The organism is Natronorubrum amylolyticum (assembly GCF_052040145.1).
GTDB lineage: Archaea > Halobacteriota > Halobacteria > Halobacteriales > Natrialbaceae > Natronorubrum.
The window spans coordinates 296,203-320,968 of sequence record NZ_JBPPFW010000001.1 but is presented as its reverse complement, the minus strand read 5'-3'; the positions used below and the strand labels follow the sequence as shown (position 1 = coordinate 320,968).

Sequence of the window (24,766 nt, the reverse complement as noted above, 5' to 3'; positions counted from 1 at the left end):
GCCTCGACCGGTTCGGACGCCGTCACTCGAGTCGTCCGCCGGTCAACCGCACGACGCCGAAGACGTGCGTCTCGTCGGCGACGGCGGCCGAGCGCTCCCGCAATCGCCTGTGTGCGGCATCGATCTTCGCGTCGAGTCGGAGATCCGGCTCGTTCTCGTACCGTAGTTTCGTCGTCGGCGGCGTCGAGAGGACGACGATCGCCTTGAAGACCGCGTTGACCGGCGGTGCGTACCACTCGTCGCTCCGGGCCGCGTTCGCGAGGACGACGTGCCCGTCGGGACCGACGAGATCACACCAGTCGTCGACCGCGCCCGCGGGATCCTCGAGCATGCCGACGACGAACGTCGCGAGGAGGGCGTCGACGCCTTCGACGTCGAGCGGTGGCTGTGTCGCGTCGGCACGAACGACGTGGACGTTGTCGTACTCGGCCGTCAGGTCTCGAGCGCGCTCGAGTACCGGCCCCGTGAAATCGATCCCGACGACGGTCCCCTCGGGACCGACCCGGGCTCGCAGGTACGGCAGGTTCGCGCCCGTTCCACAGCCCATCTCGACGACGGTGTCGCCGGGCTCGAGTCGACAGGCGGCGGCCGCCCGCCGGCGCAGCGCCGGGATGCCGGGCGTTCGCCGCGCGATGACGTCGTAGAGGCGCGCCCAGCGGCCGTAGAACTCCTGTGCCGTTTCCGGCTTCATCCGAGGGAGTTTCGATCGGAGATCCGCCATCTCAGATCAGCGACCGGACCGTGTCGGCGACCGATTCCGCGTCCGATCCGAGGACGTAGATCAGTGGTTCGATCCCCATCGCGCCGGTCTGGTAGAGCACCGTCGCCTCGGGTTCGTCCTCGATCGCCGCCCCGACGCTCGAGGCGACGTCGCTTCCCTCGTCGAACTCGGCAGTGATGTGACCGGTCTCGGTCAACTCGGCGAGCAGCGTCGGATCGTATTTGATGTTGACCGCCGCCGAAACGTCCGCGCCGTGATCGCGAGCGGCGAGCAACACCGAGGCGACGTGTTCGGAGACGCCGAACTCGGGGTCGGACGGTACCGTCGCCTTCCCCTTGACGTCGAAGATGCGGCCCGGCACGCCCGCGACGTCGTCGACATCTTCCGCGTCAGGGATGCAGGCGACCAGATTCGAGCCGACGGCTGGGATCAGCGTCGCGAAGCCGCTGGCGTTCTCGAGGATGCGCAGCCCCCGGCGGAGCGAGGAGAGCACGCGCTCGCTCGTTCGCAGATCGCTCTCGGGGTCGTGGATGCGAAAACTCGAGCCGTGATCGGCGAGTTCGGGGACGGTGTCCTCGTGGAGCTGTGCCAGCAGGTCGCCGCCGGTCTCTAGTTCCCGGACGAGCACCTCGATTTCGATCAGCGCCTGTACCGGGGTGGTGTCACCTGCTGCCAATCCGTCGGCGAGTTCGTCGACGAGGGCCTCGACGCGCTTGTCGTCGGCGATTCGGTCGTTGGTCGCGACGTCGCCGTGGGCGTACTTCGAGACGGCGCTCTGGCTGATCCCGAGGACGTCGGCGACCTCGCTCTGAGTGAGCCCGCGGTCCCGGAGTGCCCCGGCCAGGAGCGACCGAACCGTCGGGAGAAACTCATCGACGACGATTTCTTCGACGAATTGCATTACCGGCGGCTACGGCCGCCGTCGAAATAACTTGTGGGTCTCGAACGCGGCGTTTGTGTCGGTTGTCTCGGACGATATGCCTGCGGTCGCGTGCGTTGAGTCGGGGTGCGCGGTACGAGGCGCTCGCAGCGTTCACGCCTCGAAAAGCGAGCGGAGAGAGAACCCGTGGGCCATCGCAAATTGGGACTCGAAACCGCACGAGGGACGAACGAGGTCGCTGCCGCTGAGACCGAAAAACCGTTCGCAACGATTACTTGCGCTCGAGTTGGTCTCCGCCGAACTCGTCGTCGCTCTGAATTCGGGAGGCCTGCGGGCCGTCCTGATCCTGATACTTCGAGCCGCGGTCGCTGCCGTAGGGCCGTTCGGCTTCGGTCTTCAGTTCCGTAAACGTCAGTTGCGAGATCCGCATGCCGGGGGTCAGCGCGACGGGGGCCGTTCCGAGATTCGAGAGTTCGAGCGTGATCTGGCCGCGATAGCCGGGATCACACAGCCCCGCCGTCGCGTGCACCACGACGGCGAGCCGACCCAGCGAGGACCGGCCCTCGACGTGGGCGATGAGGTCCGCGGGGATCTCGACGCGCTCGTAAGTGGTCCCCAGTACGAAGTCCCCGGGATGGAGGATGAAGTCGTCGCCGTCCTCGACGACGGTCTCGGTGACGTACTCGTCGACTTCCTGTTCGGAGTTCGGGTGAATGCAGGGGATGTTCGTCCGCTGGAACTCGAGGAATTCCTTGCCGAGTCGGAGGTCGACGCTCGCCGGCTGAATTTGGAGGTCGAGGTCGTCTATGGGATCGACGACGAGGTCGCCGTCCTCCAAGCGCTGCAGGATGTCCGCGTCGGAGAGGATCATATCGAGTAGGAGCGAACACGGGGTCCTAATACTGTCGGAGCGGAGTCGGCGAGCAGCGGTCTCGAACGGGCGAACGATCGCCTTCGGATCGTTCCGTCCGACGGGACAGCGCACCTGATCCGACGATGGTACAATATGATGGAAAACAGGACTCTCTTGCGTTCGGGCCGAATCTGTTAGGAGGACGGATCCCGAAGGCTCGTTCTATGGCGGGGCAACAAGAGCGGTTCAACGGCGATACGCGGCTGTTGCACCAGCGAGCGGTGAGGATACCGCTTCCCGACATGGACGCCGAGCGGGTGTTTCACGAGAACATGATGACGATCGCGGCGGCCAAAGAGCGAAAGGCCGATCTTCTCGCGGATCCGGACGTTCCGCTGCTCACCGCTTACGAGGCGGAGCTCGATCACGCCGCGGAGAGCTTCGAGCGCCGACTGCGGCAGATCGCGGGCGACGACTACGAGGAGGTCGCGATGGCGTACTCCCGGGGCGAGCGGGACGACCGAATCGCCGAGATCGTCGCGTACTTCGTCGAAGGCGTCTGGCGAATCCAACAGCGAACCACCGTGACCGACATGGTGTACACCCCGCTGCTCGTGCGCTACCCAGACTGCTTTACGGTGAATATTCGGTTCGCCAGCGGACACACCACGCCGAAATCGATTCACTACGAGTCCCCAGAACACGCTTCCGAGGGGCTAGCCGACGAGTACGTCGAGACCTACTACGAGGAGAGCCAGTACTCACAGCGACAGGCGGCGGACTACGTCAGAGAGGCCGCAGCGATGATCCGTGAGGAGTTTCCCGATCCGGACGAGACGCCCCTCGAGGAACGGAACTACGGCGGAATCGTCTCGGCGGAGGGTCGACGTGGGTCGGTCTTCTCGACGGTGGTCGAACGCGTCGACCCCGATCCAGACCGGTTTTTGGAGCCAGCTACCGAGCCGACGCTCGTCGAAGCGGGGCCAGAGGCGAGGCGAACGGAACGGGCGCTCGGTCTCGACGACGAGATCGTTTACTGACGGTCGACGAACACAGCAGTCTGTTGTCTAAGAGACGGTACTCCGGTGCTGATCGACGTTACGTGAGCGCCACTGGAAGCAGCAACAGCCCCGCACAGATCCCGGCCGTGAGCAGCGCCGTCGACGTCGCAGTCGAGCGCTCGAGGCCGAACCCAGACTGGAGTCCGCCTCGCCAGATGACGGCGGCCCAGCCGCAGGCGAGTAGTGTGAGCGGGACGAACACCAAGACCTCGGGTTCGAGCGGAGCGATAGTCGGATCGATTTCGAGCGCCGAAAGCGCATAGAGAAGCAGGTTCGAAACCGCCTCTCCGGCCAGCATGGGGACGAGCCCCCACGCCGCGAGCGCCAAGGTGTCGGCCGGCTCGAGTCTGGCGCCGAGTGCGTAGCCGAGCCCGTACAGCAGCACTGTCGGGACGACCCAGTAGAGGAGCGTGGCCTCGAGGGTCTGGAGCAGATACAGTAGCGTCACGGGCTCGACGTCGATCTCAGCCGTGGCTCGCCAGAGGAGTCCAACGGCGAGCGAGCCGACCCAGTAGACGAGCACGAGGCCGATTGCACGCGGGAGGGAGCCGGCGTCCACGCGGGTGAAGTACCCGTCGGGATCGACGAGCGGTGTCGTCGCCATATTTCAACGCATAAACTAGTTCACCAAAACCGTTCGGATCCGCGCTGCTGGTTTCGCTGCGGCTATAGGGGTCGACACACACAGTAGAGCCATGAAACAGGCCATCGTCGCCCGCACGGACATCGGCATGGGACAGGGAAAGCTCGCCGCACAGGTCGCTCACGCGTCGCTGTCGGCCTACGAGAAGGCGGACGATCAGCTCCGGAGCCAGTGGAAACAGGGTGGCCAGAAGAAAGTCGTCCTCAAGGGCGAGAGCGAACGCCAACTGCACGAGCTCTCGGCGATCGCTGACAGCGAGGGGATTCCGAACGCGGTCGTTCGGGATGCGGGCCACACCCAACTCGAGCCCGGCACCGTCACCACGCTGGCCGTCGGTCCGGCGGCGGACGACCGGGTCGATGCCGTGACCGGCGAGCTGTCGCTGTTCTGAGCGACGAGCACTGAGCAGCGGGAGCTGGGCAGCGGTGGAATCAGTCTCCGAATCGCTCGAGGCCGATCGTTCTCCGCTGCGATGATTGCTTCCCCGCCGTGGAGCCATGGGACCGTCCCGCTACCGATCGCCAATGGTGATTGACGGTCTGCGGGACGCTTCACGTCCGCTATTTCTGACCTCGAATGTCATAGAAAAATATATACAGGATTGCTTAGATCTTCTAACCGTGAAACGTCCCTCCAGACGGGGCTTCCTCGCCGGGAGCGCCGTCACGGCAGTCGGCTTCGCCTGCATGACAGGCGGATCGTACGCACAACAGCTCGAGCGTCTCGACATCGACGTCCCCGACGGGGCTTCGAGCGCACTCGCGCTGGTCCCGTCGGAGTCGGCCGCGGACACCGACTTCCGGATGGTGATCCTCGCCGATGTTACAGACGTCGACGACGAGGACGAGTACGGCTACGAGGTACGAGACGTGCTTCGATCGTTCGACGACCTCGAGGTCGGCGACGTCTCCCACGTCGCCGCGGGTCACAGCATGGATCCCTACGGACGGCTCGGTGTCGCGGCCGGCTCCTTCGACCAGCCGACCCCGGGCGAGGTGACCGACGAGGAGGACGACTGGCGCCTCGCGGAAGCCAGCAATCGCGCCTACGCAACTGCCGACGACCGCGCGGCGGTCGCTCACGGCGAGGAAGCTGCGACGCTGCGGAACGCAACCGTCGACGTCGCCGCCGGCGACGCCGAATCGTTCCTCGCGGGCCGCGAGAACGCAGCGACGGCGTTCGAACTGCTCGCCGACAAGTCGCTCGTCTACTTCGCACCGAGCGTCGAACAGATGGGCTTCACCGGCATCGGTTCGGAGACCCTCGACGCGTTCGCGGCGGGCTTCGCCGCCGATCCGAATCTGATCGAGGGAGCCGTCGAGAACCGCTACGTCCTGTTCCCGGCCGCAGATGCCGACCTCGACGACGAGGCGGTCGAGGAGATCGTCACCGAACTCGAGACCGGCATCGTCGTCGAGATAGATATCGACCGCGAGGACGACCTCGTTCGCGCGACGGTGGTCGCCGAGGCGCCGCCGGAACGCGACCGCGAGGCGGCACCCGATGCACAGATCGTCGCCGAGGTCGATCACGACGAGGGCGTCGTGAGCTTTCGCCATCGCGGCGGTGAAGCGATCGATACCGACGATCTCGAACTGTGGCACGACGGTGAACTTTCCGACGACGGACCGGCCGACGCGTTCGACGTCTTCGAAGAGGGCGACGAGCTGACCGTCGCCACCGACCCGCTCGCCACGGTCACCCTCCGCTGGTTCGACGAGGACGCGAACGCCTTCTACACGTACGCCAGTTACCTCGTCGGACGGGACTCGTTCGAAGTCGACCACGAGTTCGACGACGAGCGACTGGCCCTCGAGTACGTCGGCGAACGGGAGGCCGACCCGTCGAAGCTGACTCTCCAGTCGTACTCCGGCGTCGACGTCGAGACGCTCGACGGCTTCGCCGACGAGTACGACACGCTGACCGCGGGCGACGCGATCACCGTCGATGGCGTCGGCGTCGACGACCGCGTCACGCTGGAACTCGACGTACCGAACGAACCTCGTCAGTCGCCGACGCAGTTGGTCAGCTACCGGGTGCGTCCGCCGCGAATCTTCCTTCACCGCTATCGGGAGCGAGGCGTCGTCGCGCAGTACCACGACGAGCACGAGCGCGACGCCGGGGCGTTCCGGCTGCTGGTCGACGACCAGGAGGCCGAGACGCAGTTCGAAGACCTCACGGACACCCTCGATCAGGGCGACGACGTCGAACTCGGCGACTACGACATCGGCACGACGCTCACCGTCGAGTGGACCGAGCCGGACGAGCCGATGGAGATCGGCGACCTGGTCGTGCGCCCGGACGTGCGGGTCGACATGGAATACGACGGCGACAGCGGCGAGTTGACGGTGTCCCACGACGATGGCGAAGCCGTCGACGCCGACGACCTCGAGCTGCGCGTCGGTGGCGACTCGACGGCCGTCCAGCCGGCCGACGAGTACGATCGGTTCGAGCCGGGCGACGAACTGACGGTCGAGGCCGAACCGTTCGTGGAGGTCGACCTGTCGTGGACCACTGCGGACGTCGACCGGGAGTATACGCTCGGTCGGACGGTGACCGCCGCGGACAGCTTCGAGGCGGCGTACGATGCCGACACGGCCGAGGTGGAACTGGCCTACACCGGCGAGCAGCAGGCGGATCCAGAGGGGCTGGGGGTCCAGCGCTACGCCCCGAGTTCGGGGGCCACCACCACCAGCGAACCACAGCCGCTGTTCGCCGAGGAGTACGACGCGCTGACGACGGGCGACGCGGTCGTGCTGGAGGACGTCGAAGTCGACGAGCGGATCAGTATCGTCCTCAGCAGTGACGACGGGAGCTACCGCCGCCACGCCTTCCAGTTCACGCCGAAGCCTCGGTTCGCCTTCTCCTTCGAGTCTCGGGAGGGGGACATCGTGGCCGTCTACCGAGACGAGGTCGCCCGCAGCGCCGACGCGTTCCGCGTTCTCGCGGACGGCGACGCGACCGACGTGCAGCCGGCCGACGAGTACGACGAACTCGAGGGCGGCGACGAGATCGATCTCGGTACGTTCGAGACGGGGACCGAACTCATCGTCGAGTGGACCGTACCGGACGACCCGGTCGAGGTGAGCGACCATGTTATCGCACCCGACGCTGCCTTCGATGTCGCCTTCGACGAGGATAAAGTTCTGACCGTCACCCACGAGGGCGGCGACGAACTCGCGGCCGCCGACGTGCAACTGTATGCTCAGCCTGCTCGAACCGATCCGGTGGTGTGGGACGACGACGGCACCGTCGAGGAGGGAGATAGCCGAACGGTCGAACTCGAGGACGAGCCTCGGTTCGTTATGATCGTCTTCCGCGAGCGCGAAGTGCTCCACGAGGAACAGTTCGACGGCTGATCGCCGACTCGTCGCTGTACTGAGCCGATCGCCCACGAACCGTGGGCGGTTCTCGTTCGTCTCCTTCGCTCGCCACCGTTAGGACGGAGTACCGATCGTGATTTCTTCTCGACAGAACAGAAACCATATAATCTGTGTCTCCGAGGAGACAGTTACAATGTCTGTCCTCTCGACCGAAGACGAAGGAAAGTTTTTGATGGACGTCAGAGGCGAACAGATCGGGATCGTCACCGAAGTCGATCCGATCGAACAGGTCGCCTACGTCGACCCCGAACCGACGCTCACGAACGCGTGGATTCAGAGCCTCGGCCGCGGCGGTGCCGGCGATGACGACCTCGAGATTCCGAGCGACAACATCGAGACGATCACGGACTCGGAGGTCCGCGTCGATGCGGATCTCAGCAGCGACGCCTGATCGCGAACGCCGAGGCCATGGCGATCAGTACAGCCACCACACCGTCCCGAGCAGTCCTGCCGACAGCACGACGGCACCCACGCGAGCCGTCCGCGCCTCGAGCGGGCCGTCGATAGCCGAAAGCGCGAGCACGACGGGGAAAACGAGCAGCGTGCCGACTACGAACCCCGGTCTGAGACCGCCACCCGACACGAGCGAAACGAGACCGATGCCGACGGCGAGTCCGACCGTCAGCGCGAGCGCCTGTCGGACGTCTTTTGGGTCCATACGCTCCGTTCGATCGATCTGTCGAAAACGAGTTCGGTTTCGAGAGTGAAAGTCGAGCGAACGGACGCGGCGGCCGAGGCGTCGCGAACGAGAGTCGAGAGACTGGTCAGTCAGCGACGGACGGCTCGCCGGTGAGGTCGTACTCCGAAACGAAGTGGCTCACGACCTCGCGGTGCGTGTGACTCCCGACGAGATGATCGTCGAGACTGCGGTCGGGAGCCAGCGTCTCCTGACAGATCGGACACGTGGTCGGCAGCTGGAACGTCATGGGTTACTGTTCAGACTCGGCGGACAAACCGAAACAGCCTGCATACGCTCACCTGTCGGCGTCGATCCGAGTCGTCACCTCGAGAACGAACCGATTTACCTCCGGCCGCCGAAGCGTCGCCAATCAGCATGCGTCCGGCACACCCCACAGAGCAGGCCGTCGGGATGGACCACTACGTCAGCGACGCCGACGGCGTCGGCGGCCACCTCCGCGAGGACGACGACCACTTTCGGGTTCGGGAACTCGAGCGTTTCGCGACCGAACCGGTCGACGCGCCCACGGACGCCTACCCTCACCTCGTCTTTCGAGTGACGCTGTCGGGCTGGGACACGAACGACTTCGCCTCGCGGCTCTCTAACGCACTCGAGATGTCTCGAGAGCGGGTCAACTGGGCCGGCACGAAGGACAAGTACGCGGTGACGACGCAGCTGTTTTCGGTGTACGGCGCCGATCCCGAGGACCTGCCAGATGTCGACGGTGCGGAGGTGGAGGTCGTCGGACGGGCAGGGCGCAACCTCGAGTTCGGCGACCTCGCGGGCAACGCGTTCGAACTCGTCGTCAGCGAGCCCGACCGACCCGAGAACGCGAGCGAGATAACGGACGAACTGCACGCATTCGGCGGGCTCGAGTCCCCCGACGCTGCGGGAGTGTCGATCGGGGTCCCCAACTTCTTCGGCCAGCAGCGCTTCGGCAGCCGACGACCGGTTACGCACAAAGTGGGCCTCGAGATCGCCCGCGGAAGCTGGGAGGGGGCCGTGATGGCCTACCTCGGGAACCCGACGGACGAAGAGCCGGAGGGGACACAAGAGGCTCGCGCGTTCGTCCAGGAGACCCGCGACTGGCAGGAGGCCCTCGAGCGGTTCCCCAATCGCTTGCGCTACGAGCGCTCGATGCTCCACGGGGTCGTCGACTGCGACGGCGAGCCGGGTCCCGAGGACTTCAGGGCCGCACTCGAGCGCGTCCCCTCGAATCTCCAGCGGCTGTTCGTCCACGCCGCTCAGTCGTACGCGTTCAACCTGATGCTCTCCGAGCGCCTCGAGCGCGGGCTGCCGTTCGACGAACCCGTCGAGGGCGACGTGGTCTGCTTCGCGGACACCGACGCGCCGGAGGGGCTCGAGTTGCCCGACACCGACCGCCTCCAGCGGGTCGACGAACGACGGGTGCGGTCCGTGACGCGCCACTGCGAGCGCGGCCGGGCGTTCGTCACCGCGCCGCTCGTCGGAACCGATACCGAACTCGCCGACGGCGAGCAGGGCGAGATCGAGCGAGCGGTGCTCGACGACCTCGACCTCGAGCCCGGCGACTTCGACCTCCCCGGCGAGTTCCATTCGACTGGCACCCGACGAGCGATGTTGGTTCGAACGGACCTCGAAGTCGACACCGACCCGCTCATGCTCTCCTTTGCGCTGCCGAAGGGGTCGTACGCAACGGTCGTCCTTCGGGAGTATCTGAAGGTCGATCCCGTGGATCTCGGCTGAGATCGACGGCCGTCGGAGCTCTCCAGCGCATACCGAGCAGCAGATTCATGTCGATACCGAGAATAGTTTCCCGGAAGTGCAGAACCGCGCTATGAGCCACCGTGGGCCACACACGGATTGCCGAGAGGGACCGAGAGACACATGATCGGAACGGACGAGCACACCGAGTTGATCGACTGGGAGAAGACGACCGACGACGGGGTTCTGGTGTATATCCTCGAGTACGACGGTCCGGTCTCGGCACCGACGGGTCGGCCGCGGACGCTGTTCGGCGCGAGCAGCGGCGGGACGGTTCCGGCGGGCGACCAGTACGTCGAGTTACCCGATGGCGAACGGCTTCCCGCGACCGAACTGACCTACGAGACCGAGGGAACCACGCTTCGAGTCCGCCACGAGTCGCCGTCGCTGCTGGATCGGTGTCTGGAGTACCTGCCGTGGTGGACTCGAGCCTGAGTCGGGCGCTGAGTTGCGGAGATAGCGACTCAGTCGAGAACATCGCGGAGCACCGCGCCGAAACCGGCGGCGCCGACACAGAGCGAGACGAGACCGCCGATTCCGGTGAGCGCGAGCGCGCCGTTAAACCCGGCCGCAACGAGTAACGGCTTGAGCCAGCCGTCCTCGTGTCCGACCAGCCGGTCGGCGATGGCGAGGTAGCCGACGACCGTTCCGATCGCCCACAGCAGATACGCGACGAGCAGTAGCGGGATGGCAACGAGGACTCCGATGATCGTGATGAACAGGAGAAACGCCAGCAGAACGATTCCCACGATGGAGAGAATGCCGTAGACGAACGAGCCGACGGGATTCTCGAGCGTATCGGCCATCATGCGTTCGGTGAACGCGGGCGCGACCGCGACCATGATCGCACCGACGATCAGCGTCGTCAGGAAGGCGCTAACGGCGCCGCCGAGGAGGCCGTCAGTCGCGCCGATTTCGATGTCGATTCCCGGATCCATCTGTGCGACCAGTAGCCCGGCTAGTACGGATTGTATCGTTTCTATCACGGATACTGACGATCCGCTGTAGCCAAATAAACGGACCCATTGGTCGTCTGTCGGTCTCAGACGAGGAACGACACACCGCTTTTGCGCTGTGTCGTCCGCGCTGATAGGCTTTTGTCCGCTCGAGTCCTCCCATCTAGCATGAGAAGCACTCGGCTGCAACGCCAGATCGACGATCTCGTCGCCCAGGGCTGGAAGATCGAGGACGAGGACCGCGACCGCGTCGTGATGGTCGATCGGGAGTTCGGCTCAGTCGGCTCACACATCCTCGTCGCGATACTGACCGTCTGGTGGACGATGGGGATCGGTAACGTCCTCTGGGGGGCGTACAATTACGTCTCGAACTCGAGGCGACAGGTTCTCTGGGAGGAGACGACGGGTTGTCCGGCCTGCGGGGCGGACGTCTCGGTCGACGCGGCGTACTGCCGTTCCTGCGGCGAGGATCTCGAGACTCGGGTGGATCGGGAAGTGGGTGATGGAGACAAGATGCCCTGTCCGGAGTGTGACGCGGTCGTCACCGAAGGCTCGCGATACTGCCGATCCTGCGGGACGAAGCTGGCGGACGCGATGGGGACCTCGAGCTGATACTGCGTCGGGGACTGCGAGCTGAGACGACGCTGGGGACCTCGAGCTGACGCCACTGCGGCGGAGCGCGCCGAATAGGTACTCGTATCCAGCCCGAATCCGAAGTCAGGGTATGGACGAGGACGACCGACCGGAAATTCTCCTGACGAACGACGACGGGATCGACGCGCCGGGCATCCGAGCGCTGTACGACGCGCTCACTGAGGTCGGCTCGGTCACCGTCGTCGCACCCGACCGCAACCAGAGCGCCGTCGGCCGATCGCTGTCCTACGGACGGACGGCGACGGACGCCGACGATCCCGAACTGACGACGAGCATGGCCGACGGGCTGTTCACCTCGCCGGTGCCACACGCCGACCACGAACTCGGCTACGCCGTCCGCGGGACGCCCTGTGACTGCGCCATCGTCGGCGTCAACGCGCTCGAGCCCGAACCGGATATCGTCGTCTCGGGCTGTAACGAGGGGGCGAACCTCGGAACCTACGTCTTCTCGCGCTCGGGCACCGTCAGCGCCGCGATGGAGTCCGCCTTCCTCGGGACGCCCTCGATTGCCATCTCGATGGACACGCTGGGCATCGAACGCGACCTCGAGCCCGCCGACTTCGAGCGCGCGGGCGAGATCGCGGCGAAACTTGCGAGCGGCGCGCCCGGGACGGGGCTGTTCGACCGCGTGGACTACCTGAACGTCAACGTTCCGCGGCCCGACGTGGCGTCCGACGGCTTCGCGCTCACCCGGCCGACCGAGGTCTACGAGATGGATGCCACCGTCGAGGACGGCGGCTTCCAGTTGACCAACCGGCTCTGGCAACAGATGGCCAACCGCGACATTCCCGACCCCGAGGACACCGACCGCCACGCTGTACTCGAGGGGAAGGTCTCCGTCTCCCCGATGCGGGTTCCCTTCGACGTCGTGGAGACGCCGGAGGTTCGGACGATTCTCGAGCGACTGCTGTAGCGCCCGGCAGTCCCGAGCGACGCGATCGAAAACACGGCCATTTTACACGCGTCCCTCGAACCACGGCTATGGAGTGTCGTCACTGCGCCTCGCCGCTCGAGAAACCCGGCGATTTCTGTCTGGTCTGCCGGGAGCGAAACACCGCGGCGATCGTTCTCGAGGCGGGGCGCGAACGGACGACACTGACGATGCTTGCAGACGACGGCGACGAGAACACGGAGACGGCGAGCGAACCTGCCGATCCGGTACTGGGTGAGACGACGATTACGACGACGCCCGAGGAGGGCGAGAACGAGGTCGTCGAGCTACGAAATTTTGCGGGGCTGATCGGCGACGAAATCCGCCGCAAGCGCCCCGAGGAGGTGTACGCCGGCGGCGAACGGGCGGTGATTCAGGCCGTCCGCGAGGATATCCACCACCCGTTCTACCGCGTCGCGGACGACGACCCCGTCCGGGCGGTCATCGAGCGTCGCGGTGAACCCGCACTCGATGTCGTCGAGACGCCGCCGGCCGACAAGATCGGAGGCAGTCACACGACGCTCATCGGCGGGCGCACGGGCATGCGGGCGATCCACACCGTCGCGGACCACCCCCACGTCAAGAAGGTCATCCCGGGACCCATCGACGCCGGCGGGAAAGGATCCCAGTCGGGGCTGCGGGCGAAAGTCACCCGCGCCGACGACGGCGGCAACGTCCGCATGCTCCTTCGCGACGGCTCGAGCGTTCAGGAAAACCGTGTCGTGACGACGGCTCGAGACCGGGAGATGGGCGAACGGATTCGCGAGGATCTGAACGACGTGCTGTCCAACGCGGAGTTCCAATAGGCGTTCCATCGATTCCCGTCGCGCAAAAACTGTCACGGTCTCGTGGAAGTGACACTGGCTGCTGGTTGTCAGGCCCTTTTCCGACCGGGTGTAATGAGATATAATTAGCCATGTTCGAACGACCCGACGCCGTCCTAGCGGCGATTCCGCTGCTCGCCATGAGTGGGCTCGCGCTCCGTACGGCCATCGCGGTGACGGGTGTCGGAACGGGGCTGCTCGCCGCACCGTTAGCCCCCGTCGGCTACCTCGCGGCGCTCGCGCTGGTCTTTCGGGAGCTGCTCACCGGTCCGGTCGCCGAACAGGCGGAGAACGGATCGGCGTAACTCAACAGGTTTAAGAATCCGCTGACGATAGCTACCACCATGTCTGATAAAGGAGATGTCGGGAGTGCAGGCCGCTTCGGCGCGCGCTACGGTCGCGTCGCCCGACGCCGCGTTAGCGAGATCGAAGACGACATGAACAGCGCCCAGGTCGACGGCGACGACGTCAAGCGCGTCGGCACCGGTATCTGGAAGAACGAGGAGACCGGCGAGGTTTTCACCGGCGGTGCCTACCGCCCCGAGACCCCTGCCGGCCGAACCGTCAAGCGCTCGATCCGCGCTGCACTCGCCGAAGACAGCGAATAATCCCCTTCACCCTGTATGAGTTACAAGTGCTCCCGCTGTAAACGCGACGTCCAGATCGACGAGTACGGTGGCGTCCGCTGTCCGTACTGCGGCCACCGCGTGCTCCTGAAAGAGCGCAGCCGCGACGTCAAGGAAGTCGGCGTCAACTAACGACCGCGCGTGTCTTCTCACGATGCGTCTCTCGAGTTCGACTACGAGTCGCCGACTCGAGCGACGCTCGTCGCCGAGAGCGTCGCCCGCGAGATCGGTGAGATCGACGACGACCGCTCGCGAACGAAGATCGACCGCGACGGTTCGACCGTTCGAGTCGACGTCGTCGCCGCGGACGTGATCGCCCTGCGAGCCGCGCTCAACACCTGGTTCTCGCTGATCGACGTGGCCGAACGGACGGCCGAACTCGGCGACGCGGCGCTCGAGCCGTAGCAGTCGCCGGCTTTCGACTTTTGAGCCTCGGCGTCAACCTGCGGGTATGGCGACGGCTGATCGGACGCGACGTCGACTCCTGCTCTCGGGCGGCACGATCGGGTTCGGATTCGGCGCCGTCGTCGACGTCGTGATCTTCCACCTGACGCTCCAGGCGCACCACCTCTTTTCGGGGTTCTACGATCCCTACAGCCTCGACGGACTGCGAACGAACGTGATGTTCGACGGACTGTTCCTGTTGGCTATGCTCTCGATCATGGTCGTCGGATTCGGACTGCTCTGGCGAGTCGTCAACGGGACCGATCGCCGATTTTCGACGCTGTCCCTCGTCGGCTCGGTCGTCGTCGGGATGGGCGTCTTCAACGTTATCGACGGCGTCGTCAGCCACTACGTGTTCGACCTGCACAACGTCGTCCACGGCACCGAGGCGTGGAATCCACCCTGGCTCGTCGTGAGCGTGCTCATGCTCGCGCTCGGACTGGTGATTTTGCGTGCCGCCGACACCCCTGCGGAGACCTGACTGCGCCGTCGTTATTTGAGTGCTATCGTCACCCTCTCCGTCTCGAGGAACGCGGTTTCGTACCCCTCGTGGCGTGCCAGCTGCGGCGGCGTCTCGAGACCGATCGCGAGTTCGTCGCCTTCCTCGAGCGCGGATGGATCCACTGGCGTTCGGTACTGGTGGCCGATCCGCGAGCCGACCGTCTCCCGGAGCGACCCGCCGGCGAGTCGCTCGCCGTCCCGAAGGACCGCTGCGGCGAGGGACGCGAACGGAAGCGGATACTGGTTGTGTGTCGTCCGCGCCGTCACGGCGAGCACGGGACGCTCCGCTCCGTCTTGCTCGTCCGCCGCGACGAGTGCGGTGGTGTACCCGATACCGTTGCTCGTTTTCGACCCGAGTCGAGTCGCGGCCTGGCCGTCGAACGCGGATTCGAGGGTCGCGTCGTGGCCACGTTCGTGGTTGTGCTCGTTGTCGTGGTCGTAACCATTGTGCTCGTCGTGGTCGTGACCAGCGTGGTCCGCCATCGGCTCGAGCGCGCCCGGCTCGCCACGGCCCTCGTCCGCGTCGATCAGTCGGAGCTCGAGTCCGTCGATTTCGGTCGCGTCGTACTCGAACTCGACGTCGACGGACGTCGGCTCCTCGAGTGCGTCGAGACGGGGACCGATCGCGTCGGCACTCGTCGGCCCGACCTCGATCGTCGCCGCGTAGGTGCCTTCGCTCTCAAGCGGAACGTTGTCTCCGTAGTGCGGTCCCATCCGCTGGGAGAGCATCGGCCAGAGGCTTCGCTCGTCGATCCGGTCGTCTCCCCCGCCGTTCGACTCGGCCCGTCGAACTTTCGCCGTTACCGGCGCGGGGACGATAGTCCCCGTCTCGACGTCTCTGACGTCGACCATGAGGTGGAGGTCGTGTCGCGACCGGACGTCGGCCCGGCTTCGCTCGGCGCCGGCGACCGTCCAGAACGAGTGCGGCCGGCTGGCCAGCAGCGAAATGTCTCGGCCATCCGCCGTCGTCGTCCCGTAGGTCACCATCCCGTCCGCGTGCGGGGGGACGTAGATGCCTTCCGGCGGGTCGACGACGAGTTCCCGCCAGGCGTCCTCCCGGCGGAGAGTCTCGAGACAGCCGGCTGATCCCGCCGCGAGCAGACAGCCGCCGGTAGCGAGGAGCTCGCGTCGTCGCATCGTCCACTCCACACCGGCCGCTTAGATAGACGTACGGGCTGCCGTCGACGGGACCGGGGCGTCTCGTCGCCGGATCCGCTCGCCGACGTCAAAGCTTGGCTTTATCAGTGCGGAGGGCGACGGTCGAGATATGCAAGGCAATCTCCCACCGGAAGCACAGGAGAAAATCGAACAACTGCAGGACCTTCAGGAGACGGCCCAGACCGTCGCCATGCAGAAACAGGAGGCCGAATCGAGCCTCTCCGAGGCCGAGAACGCCCTCGACGAACTCGAGAACATCGACGAGGAGACCGGCATGTACCGAAAGGTCGGCGAGCTGCTCGTCGAGACCGAGTACGACGCGGCCGAGGAAGACCTCCAGGACAAGGTCGACTCCCTCGAGATCCGCCTCGAGACCCTCGAGAAGCAGGAAGACCGAGTCCAAGAGCAGTTCGAGAGCCTTCAGGACGAACTCGAGGAGCTCCTCGGCGGCGCGGGCGGCGGCATGGGCGGCCCAGCAGGCCCAGGCGGTCCGGGCGCAGGCGGCGCATAAATGTCGACCGGCGAGCCGACTGACGAGGAGGTCGTCCAGACGGCCTCCGACGCTGCGGAAGGCTACGTCTTCTCGCAGTACAAGCAGTCCGCGGTGCGTGATCTCGACGTCACCGTCAGCTTCGAGGAGGGCGTCCTCGAGGTCGACGTCTATCTGAACGCACCCGAGACCGAGGACGGACCCGACGCCGAGCAGGTCGCGGACGACGCGGCGCTCACCGCTCGCAACGCGGTCGACGAACTGTTCGGCGAGTAACGCTCGCGACTGCAGTTTTTACGGAGTCGTCACGGAGTTAGAGTGATAACGCCGAGCGCGAGGCCGTCGACCAGCCGGATTGCGCTCCCTGGGACGTCACCCACAACTGATTTGTAGCCGAAGATGGACGTTCGAGGTAGGCCGATGGAGACCCGTTCTTTCCACTGAGCCGGATTCCGCTCAACCGACGGGCCGTCGACGGAGTCGACGAGTCACGACGCGCGTGAGCAGCCGGTTCGTATTCGCTTCGATAGCCCCGTCTACAGTTCGTAGCGCCGGGGCTCGGCACCGACCGCAACCACTCATGAACCCAACGCAACAACTATGTCACGAACTCACAGTACAGGCCGTCGTACAGTCGTCGCGAACCGATCGACAACCACCCCCGTCGAGACCCGCGAGATACGAGCACTCGTCCGCGCAGCCGGCGACGAGGTCGTCGCCGAACTAACCCAGACCGGCCCGGCGGATTCCGGCACGTACCTCGGGCGCGGCAAAGTCGACGATCTCGCCGAAGCCGTCGTCGACCACGACGCCCGCCGCGTCGTCGTCGACGGCGAACTCACGCCGAGTCAGCACCACGCCCTCGAGTCGCTGTTGCCCGACGAAACGGTCGTCGTCGACAGATACCGGCTCGTGCTCGAGATATTCGAGGTCCAGGCCGGCACGCGACGCGCCCAACTGCAGGTCGAACTGGCACGGCTTCGGTACGACCTGCCACGAATCATCGAGTCCGCCGACGAGGGCGCACTGAACAAACAAACCGAGAAGGGATCGCCCGTCTACGACGTTCGCGACCGGATCGACCGCCTCGAAGGCAAACTCGCTTCCCTCCCGAACCCGGCCGAACAGTTCCGCGAGCGCCGCCGCGAGGAGGGGTTCGATCTCGTCACGATCGCCGGCTACACGAACGCCGGGAAATCGACGCTGTTGCATCGGCTCGCCGACGACCTCTCGCTCGAGAAAGCGCAGGTCGACGACAATTCGAACCCGGACGGCTCGAGGAAGAACGCCACTGCAGCGGTCGAAGATCGGCTGTTCAAGACGCTCGAGACGACGACGCGGCGGGCGACGATCGACGGCCGACCCGTGCTCGCGACGGATACGGTCGGCTTCGTCGACGACCTCCCACACGACCTCGTCGAGTCGTTCAGTTCGACGCTTTCGGAGGCCGCGACGGCGGACGTCGTCGTCCTCGTCGCCGATGCGAGCGATCCGCCCGCGCGATTTCGCCGACGGCTCGAGGCATCGTGCGACGTGCTCGCCGCACAGGACGTCCCGAACGAACGGATCGTCCCTGCTTTGAACAAGACCGATCAGCTCTCGAGGAGCGAGCGAGCGTGCCGGCTCGAGATCGCCTCGGAATCGCTGCCCCAATCGACGGCGGAGCCGATTCCGGTGAGCGTGCTCGAGGGGACGAACTTCGAGGCGCTTCGGACGGCGATTCGGGATCGGCTCCCCGAGCAATCCGCGACGATACGACTGCCCAACTGCGACGAGGCGATGGCGCTCGTCTCGCGGGCGTACGATCGGACGTCCGTGGAGACGGTCGACTACGAGGGCGAGGAGGTGCGACTCGAGTGCCGCGGTCGACCGTCGGTGCTCGAGCGGTTCCGACGTCGGGCTGAAGAACTCGAGAGGGAGCGGTCATAGCGACGGGCACTCATTACGCGGGTTGTGCGCGGACAGCAGCGCGAGACGCCGGTTTCAGCGGCCGCCGTCTCGGGGGCCCGGTGCCAGAATCTCGATCGGATGCGGAACCGACCGCTCGAGTAAAGTCTCGAGTTGATCGCCGCATGACGTTCCCGAGGCGACGACCGTCTCCGCCACCTCGAACTCCCGTGCCAGCCGGTCGCCGACGTTCATACTCACCTCGTAATACTCCTGTTTGTAGCCAAAGGAGCCGGCCATCCCGCAGCACTCGACGCTCGAGGTCTGGGGCGCGTAGCCACAGCGCTCGAGCAGGGCCGTCGTCGGGGCCTCGAGGCCGAGCGTGCGCTGCTGGCAGTGGGAGTGATAGGCGATCGGTTCGCCGCGGTCGTCGTCCGCGTGATCGTCTCTCGCGTCGCTCCCGGGTGACAGGAGCTCCGCGTCGGCGCCGTTCTCGACCAATCCGTAGACGTACTCGCAGATCTCGTAGCTGTTGTCCCGAAGCCGCTCGAACGACCGTTCGGGAAGGAGTCGCTCGTACTCCCGCTGGAACGCCGCCAGATCGGAGGGTTCGACGACGACGATATCGCGGCCGGCGTCGAGGTCCTCGGCGACGGCGCCGTAGAGGCGGCTGGCCTGTCGGTCCGCCGTCGCGACCATCCCCTGTGACAGCGGTGCGCGCCCGCTCTCGGGAAGATCAGGCACGCTGACAGGGATACCGAGAGTCTCGAGCGTCCTGACGGCGGCCTTCCCGCGGTCGGTGTCGACGTAGTTCGTGTAGACGTCGGGATAGAGAACGACCTCGCGGTCGATATCGGCTCCGTTGGTGCGGGCTGTGGCCCGTTCCGCTCGCCGTCTCGAGGCGTCCGCGCCGCCTCGCTTCTCGAACCAGTCGACGAGGGATTCCCGCTGGAAGGTCGGCAGATCGCGACGCCGATCGATGCCGATGGTTCGCTCGAGCAGCGCGCGGACAGGACCCGTCTCCGCGAGCCAGTTCGAGACGGGGGCCGTCGCCGAGCCGAGTTTGGCGGCCGTCCCGACGTTACCGAAGAATCGCTTTCCGAGATCGAGCCCGTTCGACTCTGCGTCCGGCGTCAGTCCGTCGACGAGGAAGTCGTACGCCTCGGGCTCGGTGTCGCGATTGACTCGATCCCTGACGACGGTGTTGATCCACGGGATGTCGATCTTCACCGGACAGGCGTCGACGCAGCGCGTACAGCCGGTACAGAGGTCGTTGAACTCGGCCGCGGACTCTTGGTCGTGGACGCCGGCCTCCCAGCCGGTCGCGATCCCGCCGGAGTAGGTCTCGCCGCCGAAGCCGTGGCCGCCGACGGCCTGGAAGTTCGCACACGAGTTCGAGCAGGCCCCACACCGAATGCAGTACAGCGTCTCCCGGAGCTGTTCATCCTCGCGCATGTCTAGGCGTCCGTTGTCGAGCAGAACGAGGTGGAATTCGCGGTCGGTGTCGCTCGTGTCGCTCGAGTCGGCCGACTCGCCGTCGGCATCGGCGCTCGCGAGCGGTTCGTCGGGCTCGTCGAAGTCTAGCGTGGGCGAGTCGGTCGGCGGCGTCAGCATCGTCACGTACTGGGAGATGGGCTGGCCGGTCGCGCTCTTGGCGATAATGTCGACGAACGGCTCGAGATCGCGAGCCGTCGGAATCAGCTTCTCCACGCCGGCGACCGCGACGTGCGTGTCCGGCGTGACGGCGCACTTCCGGGCGTTGCCCTCGTTCGTGATGAGCGTCATCGTCCCGCTCTCGGCGGCAATAAAGTTCGCGCCCGTGATCCCCACGTCGGCCTCGCGGATACGCTCGCCGAGGTGGTCCCGAGCGAACCGGGTGAGCTCTTCGGCCGTCTCGAACGGCTCGTCGGGCTCGAAGCGCTCGTTGAACAGGTCGGCGATCTCCTGTCGAGTGAGATGCATCGCCGGCCCGACGATGTGGGAGGGCGTGTCGTCGGCCACCTGTAGCACCCACTCGCCGAGATCGGTTTCGTAGACGTCGATGTCCTCGCGCTCCAAGGCGTCGTTGAGATCGATCTCCTCGGTGGTCATCGATTTGGATTTGACGACCGAGGGATTGGCGTCCACCGGTGCCTTCCCGTCGACCACTTCGGAGATGTACCGATTCGCGTCCGCGGCGTCGTCGGCCACGTAGACGGTTCCGCCGTTTTCTTCGACCGCGTCGCGGACCGTTTCGATCAACTCCGGGAGCCGGTCGATGGCCGCTTCCTTGATCGACCGCGCTTCCGATCGCAGGGCCTCGATGTCGTCAGTCGCCTCGTAGGCCTGTTCGCGACGGAGGTTCGAGACGCTCACGTGTGCGTGAACTGCCTCGCCTTCGGTCTCGAGGAGGTGTCGAAGCCGCGCGGCCGTCTCGGTCCGCGTCTCGGGTGGCTGGATTCGCTCCGCCATCGTGCTCACCGATCCTCCAGAACGATAACGCGGACCTCGCCCGGACCGTGTACGCCGTGGACGAGGTCGCCCATGTCCGCCGTCGCGCTCCGGCCAGTCGCGAAGACGACGCTGTTGCGCTCGGCGAACTGGGCCTCGAGCCGATCGAATCCGGCCTCGAGATCCGGGAGGACGTCGCTCGCGGCGACGACGGCGACGTGTCGGTCCGGGTAGACGCTGATCGGTTCGTCGCCCGCGGGCCGCGACTCGATGGCGAGGCTCCCGTACTCGGCGATCGCGAACGTCGCGGGAGTGACACCAGTCCGTGCACTCGCGACGTCGCCGTTGGTCGGTTCCGTCGTCACTGAATCCGGCTGCGAGACGCCATCGAACGGGAGCGGCGTTCCGACCGCGGGTGCCTCGATCACCGATGCGATCCGCTCGCTCGCGTCGGCGGCTGGTACGCGCTCGAGGCCGACCTCGAGATCCTCGAGTTCGCGTTCGAACCGGCCGACTGTGTCGGTTGTCATCGTCTATCGCATTTGCGGCGACGGTCAATATACTGGCGGTCGATTTCGGTCGACGAACGCGCGGAAAACGATTGCGAGGTCAGGCCGAAGCGATGATCGGGTGCGAGTAGCACTGGGGTGTCGACGTGGCGTTACGCCTCGAGCGCTTCGTGAACGGTATCGACTACTTCGGGTGTCACCTCGGCCATCCCAGCGATCCAGCAGTACTGAGCCACCGGATAGATCACCGACTCGGAATCGATCGATTCGCCTGCAGCCGATCGTAGTGACCGATCGGGTTGATCGAACCGTGCTGTCAGATCGAACGCGGTCTGTCGCTCGAGCGGCCGCGAGTCCCCCTCGAGCAGCGATTTGATCCCGTCGATTGCCTCGGTACGGTAGGCGTCCACGTCGTCGGCGTCGTCGATCTCGATCGAATCGCCCCCGTCGATCCGAGATCGAACCTGCTCGAAGCCGCCGAGGGCGAGGAGTGCGCCGTGGGCGTACCGGACGTACCGCGCCGGTTCGAAATCGATCGAGGGTGCTCCCCGTCTCTCGCCGTGCAAATCATAGTGCACGAGGGACAGGACGGACGCCGACGTCGAATCCGGGTCGATATCACGGTCGACGAGTTCGTGCGCGTCGTACTCCGGTTGCAGCATCCACCACTCGCCGGACAGTTCCGCTTCGAGCGTCTCGGCAGCCCCGGCGACGACCGTAGTGTCGGTTTCCTCGAGCGAATCGACGTACCTCGAGTACACGTGCATCGCGTCCTCGAGGGCCACCCGTCCCTCCTCACGATGAGCGGCCATCTCGCCGACGGCCAGTGACTCGACCGGCTCGTCGACATCGTTGACCGCTAGCAATTCCTCGAGCGACTCGTCGGTCAGCCGACTAACGACGGCGTAGGTAAAGACCGCCTCGAGCGGATCGTCGCCGACGTGATACTCCCACTCCTGATCGAACTCCAGTCGCGCTGTCCGCAGATCGGCAACCGACTCGGAGACGTCGTCTCGCGTTTGCTCGTCGTCGATCGCCTCCCAGATACCCGCAGCCTCCGCGCCGCTCCCGTGTGCGTTTCGAAGCCGCTCGAGGAGGTCGCGGCTCGTCGGTTCGTCGGGAGCGGCCTCGAGGTCCTCGGAGGCACGTTCTCGCCGCCGTTCGATCCGCTCGCGAACCGCTTCGTTCGGAATCGTCTCAGCGTCGATAGGCTGTGGGATCGACTCGATCAGTTCGCCGACCTGCTGGACGCTCGCTTCGACGTGGTCGTCCGATACCGGAAGCGGGTACTCGTGGTCGACAGTCGGCACGTCGGTGTCGTCAACGATTGCCGCGAGCCGGTCACCGTCGATCGAGGGCGACGACCGGGACCAGAGTTCGGTACAGCCAGCCAGCGGAAGACACCCGATCGCTGCGAGGAGACCGCGCCTCGTCGAAGCCGATCGCTCGAGTGGATCGCTACTCCGACTCATCGGTCGTCACCGCCGGTAGATGTCTCGTTTCCGGCACTCGTCGCGTCGTCGTCCGTCTCGGTGCCGTCCGATTCGCCGTCGTTCGCGTCCGAATCGTTGTCCCGACTCTCTCGACAGTCATCGACAGTCACCTCGAACTCGTCGATATCGGTCGGATTCAACGTATCCGGGATCCGCGCGAGCAACGTAACCCACTCCTCGCGGTCGACCTCGCACTCGACGTCGTGGCCGTACAGTTGGATACAGAGTTCGACGGTGATACCGACGCTGGTCCACTCAACGGCGACGAGTTCGACGCGGTTACAGGCCGCCGTTTCGAACTGCAGGAGTACGGCCGACGACTCGTCGTAGTTCGTCCCCCGAAGGAACGACTCCGCGTCGTCGGCGCCGTTGCCGTCCGCGAACGCGAGTTCGTCGACGGACGACTCGCTCCAGACGAGCATCCGCCGGGGGAGAAACGAAATGATACTCGGACCGCTGGCCCAGTACGCCCTCCGATCGGCATCCTCGATCTCGACGGGGCGTACCGAACCGCGAACCGCGTACGTCTCAGGGTCGTGTTCGCTGCAATCGATGTCGCAATTCGGCTCCCGATCCACGGATTCGGTATCGACGGCGTTCAGATCCTGACAACCCGCGACGCTCGCGAGGAAACCGGTTGTCCCACAGAGAACACCCCGGCGGCACCAATTCGTCATTGGTCCTACTCATAAGCCGATCAGTTAAAATATTCCTTCCGGAAACGATGCCCGGAACGGAAACGGACGAGCGGAACCGAGCCAAGGCAACGGATTCGTCTCGCCTACTGCATCGCCTTGACCCAGCCGGGAACCGAGGCCATCCCCTCCTTGTCCTCCCAGCCGTTCGCACGGAGATAGGACTCGAGGTCCGTGAACTCGAAGCCGAACTGCTCCTCGAGCGCGGGGATATCGGCGCTGTAGCCGACCTCGTTGAACCACTCGCACATGACGGTGAACTCCTCGCCGAAGCTCTCGTAGGCGTCCTCGATGGGGACGTGGACGGGCTCGACGTCCTGGCCGGTGACCTCGCTTAGCACGTCGGCCGTCTCGGCGAGGGTCAACTCGTCGCCCGCGAGTTCGACGTGCTCGCCGACGAACTCGTCGGGGTTCTCGAACGCGACTGCGGCGGCGTGGCCCACGTCGTCGACGTCGATCATCTGGAGGGAGACGCCCTCCTCGAGGGGCAGCGCGATCTGGCCGTCTTCGACAACGTCCTCGGCGAACGCCTCGAAGTTCTGGAAGAAGAACACGGGCTGGAGGACGGTCAGCGGGAGGTCGAGTTCCTGTGCGTGCTGGTCGATCTCCTCGGCCGAGTCGAAGTGGGGCACGCCGGTATCCTTCTCGTGGCTGCCGACGCCGCTAAAGACGAACTGGTCGACGCCTTCCTCGCTTGCGACCTCCGCGATGTTCTTGCCCTGCTGGACCTGCTGCTCGTAGCCCTCCGTCCAGAAGTTGGTGACGGCGAAGACCGCGTCGACTTCGGCGACGTGGGGTGCGAGGGAATCTTTGTCGTTCAGGTCCCCTTCGACCATCGAGACGCCCTGCTCGGACAGTTCCTGTGCGCGGTCGCCCGACGCATCGCGCGTGAGTCCGTAGACGTCGAACTCGGTGCTCGACTCGAGAAGGTGTTCGACGACGCTCCCGCCCTGATTGCCGGTCGCGCCGGTGACGAGGACGCTCGCGGTCATCTCAGTTCACCTCCGTCGTGAGTTTCCGGGTGGTCGTCGCCGATACGGGCGTGCTCGAAACGCTGCTCGAAGCTGGTTTCATCACGTTACCTGATTCGTCTGCGAACTACATATACGCTTGGCGACACGAGCGATACCAGCTTACATCGGTGTTACCGATATCTCCAAACGAATACTCGTCTCGAGAACGAGAAAGTGAAACTCGTTTCCGAA

30 protein-coding genes are annotated in these 24,766 nt (G+C 65.4%); 17 read left to right on the top strand and 13 right to left on the bottom strand.

What is annotated here, in order from left to right:
• Nucleotides 1–22: 22 nt before the first annotated feature.
• The 3 genes from ACSFDB_RS01630 to dcd all read right to left on the bottom strand — a co-directional run bounded on the left by ACSFDB_RS01630 (nt 23) and on the right by dcd (nt 2,472).
• Nucleotides 23–721 (bottom strand): class I SAM-dependent methyltransferase, encoded by a 699-nt coding sequence (locus tag ACSFDB_RS01630; protein ID WP_440769304.1) that lies wholly within the window; start codon nt 719–721, stop codon nt 23–25.
• 1 nt (nt 722) lies between these two features.
• Entirely contained in the window at nt 723–1,622 is a 900-nt protein-coding gene (locus ACSFDB_RS01625; RefSeq protein ID WP_440769303.1) for a thiamine-phosphate synthase family protein, read from the bottom strand.
• Between the two features lie 250 nt (nt 1,623–1,872).
• Entirely contained in the window at nt 1,873–2,472 is a 600-nt protein-coding gene (gene dcd / locus ACSFDB_RS01620) for a dCTP deaminase (RefSeq protein ID WP_090307529.1), read from the bottom strand.
• Nucleotides 2,473–2,678: 206 nt separating this feature from the next.
• Here dcd and ACSFDB_RS01615 point away from each other — a divergent pair, with 206 nt between their 5' ends.
• Nucleotides 2,679–3,494, top strand: coding sequence for a hypothetical protein (locus ACSFDB_RS01615; protein ID WP_440769302.1), 816 nt, complete (start codon nt 2,679–2,681; stop codon nt 3,492–3,494).
• A 58-nt stretch (nt 3,495–3,552) separates the two neighbouring features.
• Here ACSFDB_RS01615 and ACSFDB_RS01610 read toward each other — a convergent pair whose 3' ends face one another.
• Nucleotides 3,553–4,119 (bottom strand): YIP1 family protein, encoded by a 567-nt coding sequence (locus ACSFDB_RS01610; RefSeq protein WP_440769301.1) that lies wholly within the window; start codon nt 4,117–4,119, stop codon nt 3,553–3,555.
• Between the two features lie 91 nt (nt 4,120–4,210).
• Here ACSFDB_RS01610 and pth2 point away from each other — a divergent pair, with 91 nt between their 5' ends.
• From pth2 to ACSFDB_RS01595, 3 genes are all read left to right on the top strand, one after another.
• Nucleotides 4,211–4,549, top strand: coding sequence for a peptidyl-tRNA hydrolase Pth2 (gene pth2 / locus ACSFDB_RS01605; protein ID WP_006091881.1), 339 nt, complete (start codon nt 4,211–4,213; stop codon nt 4,547–4,549).
• A gap of 229 nt (nt 4,550–4,778) precedes the next feature.
• Nucleotides 4,779–7,517 (top strand): hypothetical protein, encoded by a 2,739-nt coding sequence (locus tag ACSFDB_RS01600; RefSeq protein WP_440769300.1) that lies wholly within the window; start codon nt 4,779–4,781, stop codon nt 7,515–7,517.
• Between the two features lie 157 nt (nt 7,518–7,674).
• Nucleotides 7,675–7,932 carry a DUF8593 domain-containing protein gene (locus ACSFDB_RS01595; RefSeq protein WP_440769299.1) on the top strand — a complete coding sequence of 86 codons (258 nt, stop codon included), beginning with the start codon at nt 7,675–7,677 and terminating at the stop codon, nt 7,930–7,932.
• Nucleotides 7,933–7,956: 24 nt separating this feature from the next.
• Here the strand turns inward: ACSFDB_RS01595 and ACSFDB_RS01590 are convergent, their stop codons facing one another.
• Entirely contained in the window at nt 7,957–8,199 is a 243-nt protein-coding gene (locus tag ACSFDB_RS01590; RefSeq protein WP_440769298.1) for a hypothetical protein, read from the bottom strand.
• A gap of 106 nt (nt 8,200–8,305) precedes the next feature.
• The gene (locus ACSFDB_RS01585; protein WP_440769297.1) at nt 8,306–8,467 is read right to left on the bottom strand and encodes a hypothetical protein; all 162 of its coding nucleotides are present in this window, start codon (nt 8,465–8,467) and stop codon (nt 8,306–8,308) included.
• A gap of 128 nt (nt 8,468–8,595) precedes the next feature.
• Between ACSFDB_RS01585 and truD the strand changes: the two genes are divergently transcribed.
• Both truD and ACSFDB_RS01575 read left to right on the top strand, forming a co-directional pair.
• Nucleotides 8,596–9,945, top strand: a complete 1,350-nt coding sequence (gene truD, locus ACSFDB_RS01580; protein WP_440769296.1) for a tRNA pseudouridine(13) synthase TruD — start codon at nt 8,596–8,598, stop codon at nt 9,943–9,945.
• Between the two features lie 141 nt (nt 9,946–10,086).
• Nucleotides 10,087–10,398 carry a hypothetical protein gene (locus tag ACSFDB_RS01575; RefSeq protein WP_440769295.1) on the top strand — a complete coding sequence of 104 codons (312 nt, stop codon included), beginning with the start codon at nt 10,087–10,089 and terminating at the stop codon, nt 10,396–10,398.
• 29 nt (nt 10,399–10,427) lie between these two features.
• Here ACSFDB_RS01575 and ACSFDB_RS01570 read toward each other — a convergent pair whose 3' ends face one another.
• Nucleotides 10,428–10,949: a DUF8173 domain-containing protein gene (locus tag ACSFDB_RS01570; RefSeq protein ID WP_440769294.1), complete on the bottom strand. Its 522-nt coding sequence runs from the start codon at nt 10,947–10,949 to the stop codon at nt 10,428–10,430.
• A 138-nt stretch (nt 10,950–11,087) separates the two neighbouring features.
• Between ACSFDB_RS01570 and ACSFDB_RS01565 the strand changes: the two genes are divergently transcribed.
• The 8 genes from ACSFDB_RS01565 (at nt 11,088) to ACSFDB_RS01530 (ending at nt 14,879) form a co-directional block, all read left to right on the top strand.
• The gene (locus tag ACSFDB_RS01565; protein WP_440769293.1) at nt 11,088–11,531 is read left to right on the top strand and encodes a zinc ribbon domain-containing protein; all 444 of its coding nucleotides are present in this window, start codon (nt 11,088–11,090) and stop codon (nt 11,529–11,531) included.
• Nucleotides 11,532–11,643: 112 nt separating this feature from the next.
• Nucleotides 11,644–12,486 (top strand): 5'/3'-nucleotidase SurE, encoded by an 843-nt coding sequence (gene surE / locus ACSFDB_RS01560; RefSeq protein ID WP_440769292.1) that lies wholly within the window; start codon nt 11,644–11,646, stop codon nt 12,484–12,486.
• A gap of 68 nt (nt 12,487–12,554) precedes the next feature.
• Nucleotides 12,555–13,310: a DUF2103 domain-containing protein gene (locus ACSFDB_RS01555; protein WP_440769291.1), complete on the top strand. Its 756-nt coding sequence runs from the start codon at nt 12,555–12,557 to the stop codon at nt 13,308–13,310.
• A gap of 110 nt (nt 13,311–13,420) precedes the next feature.
• Complete coding sequence (locus ACSFDB_RS01550; RefSeq protein ID WP_440769290.1) at nt 13,421–13,633, top strand: hypothetical protein; 213 nt, start codon at nt 13,421–13,423, stop codon at nt 13,631–13,633.
• Nucleotides 13,634–13,672: 39 nt separating this feature from the next.
• Nucleotides 13,673–13,936 (top strand): 50S ribosomal protein L37ae, encoded by a 264-nt coding sequence (locus ACSFDB_RS01545; protein WP_436343237.1) that lies wholly within the window; start codon nt 13,673–13,675, stop codon nt 13,934–13,936.
• A 15-nt stretch (nt 13,937–13,951) separates the two neighbouring features.
• Nucleotides 13,952–14,086: a DNA-directed RNA polymerase subunit P gene (locus ACSFDB_RS01540; protein WP_006091868.1), complete on the top strand. Its 135-nt coding sequence runs from the start codon at nt 13,952–13,954 to the stop codon at nt 14,084–14,086.
• Between the two features lie 9 nt (nt 14,087–14,095).
• Nucleotides 14,096–14,359, top strand: coding sequence for a KEOPS complex subunit Pcc1 (locus ACSFDB_RS01535; RefSeq protein ID WP_440769289.1), 264 nt, complete (start codon nt 14,096–14,098; stop codon nt 14,357–14,359).
• Between the two features lie 46 nt (nt 14,360–14,405).
• Nucleotides 14,406–14,879 (top strand): DUF2243 domain-containing protein, encoded by a 474-nt coding sequence (locus ACSFDB_RS01530; protein ID WP_440769288.1) that lies wholly within the window; start codon nt 14,406–14,408, stop codon nt 14,877–14,879.
• An 11-nt stretch (nt 14,880–14,890) separates the two neighbouring features.
• Here the strand turns inward: ACSFDB_RS01530 and ACSFDB_RS01525 are convergent, their stop codons facing one another.
• Nucleotides 14,891–16,036 (bottom strand): iron transporter, encoded by a 1,146-nt coding sequence (locus ACSFDB_RS01525; protein ID WP_440769287.1) that lies wholly within the window; start codon nt 16,034–16,036, stop codon nt 14,891–14,893.
• A 130-nt stretch (nt 16,037–16,166) separates the two neighbouring features.
• Here ACSFDB_RS01525 and ACSFDB_RS01520 point away from each other — a divergent pair, with 130 nt between their 5' ends.
• The 3 genes from ACSFDB_RS01520 (at nt 16,167) to hflX (ending at nt 18,476) form a co-directional block, all read left to right on the top strand.
• Complete coding sequence (locus ACSFDB_RS01520; RefSeq protein WP_006091866.1) at nt 16,167–16,568, top strand: prefoldin subunit beta; 402 nt, start codon at nt 16,167–16,169, stop codon at nt 16,566–16,568.
• Nucleotides 16,569–16,823: a DUF3194 domain-containing protein gene (locus ACSFDB_RS01515; protein ID WP_440769286.1), complete on the top strand. Its 255-nt coding sequence runs from the start codon at nt 16,569–16,571 to the stop codon at nt 16,821–16,823. It abuts the gene before it with no gap.
• A gap of 324 nt (nt 16,824–17,147) precedes the next feature.
• On the top strand, nt 17,148–18,476 hold the full coding sequence (gene hflX / locus ACSFDB_RS01510; RefSeq protein ID WP_440769285.1) for a GTPase HflX: 1,329 nt from the start codon (nt 17,148–17,150) through the stop codon (nt 18,474–18,476).
• 54 nt (nt 18,477–18,530) lie between these two features.
• Here hflX and ACSFDB_RS01505 read toward each other — a convergent pair whose 3' ends face one another.
• The 5 genes from ACSFDB_RS01505 to ACSFDB_RS01485 form a co-directional block, all read right to left on the bottom strand.
• Nucleotides 18,531–20,885: an LUD domain-containing protein gene (locus tag ACSFDB_RS01505; RefSeq protein WP_440769284.1), complete on the bottom strand. Its 2,355-nt coding sequence runs from the start codon at nt 20,883–20,885 to the stop codon at nt 18,531–18,533.
• Between the two features lie 5 nt (nt 20,886–20,890).
• The gene (locus ACSFDB_RS01500) at nt 20,891–21,394 is read right to left on the bottom strand and encodes an LUD domain-containing protein (protein WP_440769283.1); all 504 of its coding nucleotides are present in this window, start codon (nt 21,392–21,394) and stop codon (nt 20,891–20,893) included.
• A gap of 131 nt (nt 21,395–21,525) precedes the next feature.
• On the bottom strand, nt 21,526–22,845 hold the full coding sequence (locus ACSFDB_RS01495) for a hypothetical protein (RefSeq protein ID WP_440769282.1): 1,320 nt from the start codon (nt 22,843–22,845) through the stop codon (nt 21,526–21,528).
• Nucleotides 22,842–23,543, bottom strand: coding sequence for a hypothetical protein (locus tag ACSFDB_RS01490; RefSeq protein ID WP_440769281.1), 702 nt, complete (start codon nt 23,541–23,543; stop codon nt 22,842–22,844). Before ACSFDB_RS01490 ends, ACSFDB_RS01495 begins: the two co-directional genes overlap by 4 nt.
• 104 nt (nt 23,544–23,647) lie before the next feature.
• A complete protein-coding gene (locus tag ACSFDB_RS01485) occupies nt 23,648–24,553 on the bottom strand; it encodes an NmrA/HSCARG family protein (protein ID WP_440769280.1) in 906 nt (301 codons plus the stop codon).
• Nucleotides 24,554–24,766 lie beyond the last annotated feature (213 nt).